At 65.2% G+C, this 465-nt stretch carries 1 protein-coding gene; it reads right to left on the bottom strand.

Features of this window, described 5'->3' with window-relative positions; all coding sequences use genetic code 11:
• Positions 1-302, bottom strand: a 302-nt coding sequence (locus ACFVUS_RS43950) for a tryptophan 2,3-dioxygenase family protein (protein ID WP_387781517.1), incomplete at its 3' end; no start/stop codon positions are given.
• Positions 303-465: the final 163 nt, after the last annotated feature.

The raw sequence follows: 465 nt of genomic DNA, 5'->3' as shown, positions 1-465 counted from the left end.
AAGAGCGCGAACTCCTGCGGTGTCATGGTCTCCATCACACCGATGGGAACCGTGGTGGCCTCCAGTACGGTCCGCAGCCGTTGCAGGCTGCGCAGCGCCCGCTCCGTCTCGCCCGCGACCAGGCGGGCCTGGGCCTGGCCGAGTTCGTGGAGCATCTGTTTGAACCACAGTTCGTGGACCTGGTGCACGACGATGAAGAGCAGTTCGTCGTGCACGTCCGAAACCGGCCTCTGAGCCGCGAGTACCTCGTCCAACGCCAGGTACCCGGAATACGTGAGCCCGGTCGAAGAGCCGACCGCCACAGCTTTGCACCTCCTTCGCCTCTGCTACTGCGTCGTCAGGCTAGGAGATCGACACGGGCCGCCGACAGCACTCGAAGGTGCCCCGTCCGAGGTCAGCACGTTGGGAGAAGGGGCGAGGTCGGCATGGAGAGAGATGCGCGGCCAAGTGCTCCGACTGAGCATG

This window comes from Nocardia sp. NPDC058058, from assembly GCF_042885355.1.
Taxonomy (GTDB): Bacteria; Actinomycetota; Actinomycetes; order Mycobacteriales; family Mycobacteriaceae; genus Nocardia.
The sequence above is the reverse complement of the archived record's forward strand: the minus strand, read 5'-3'. Positions and strand labels throughout refer to the sequence as shown.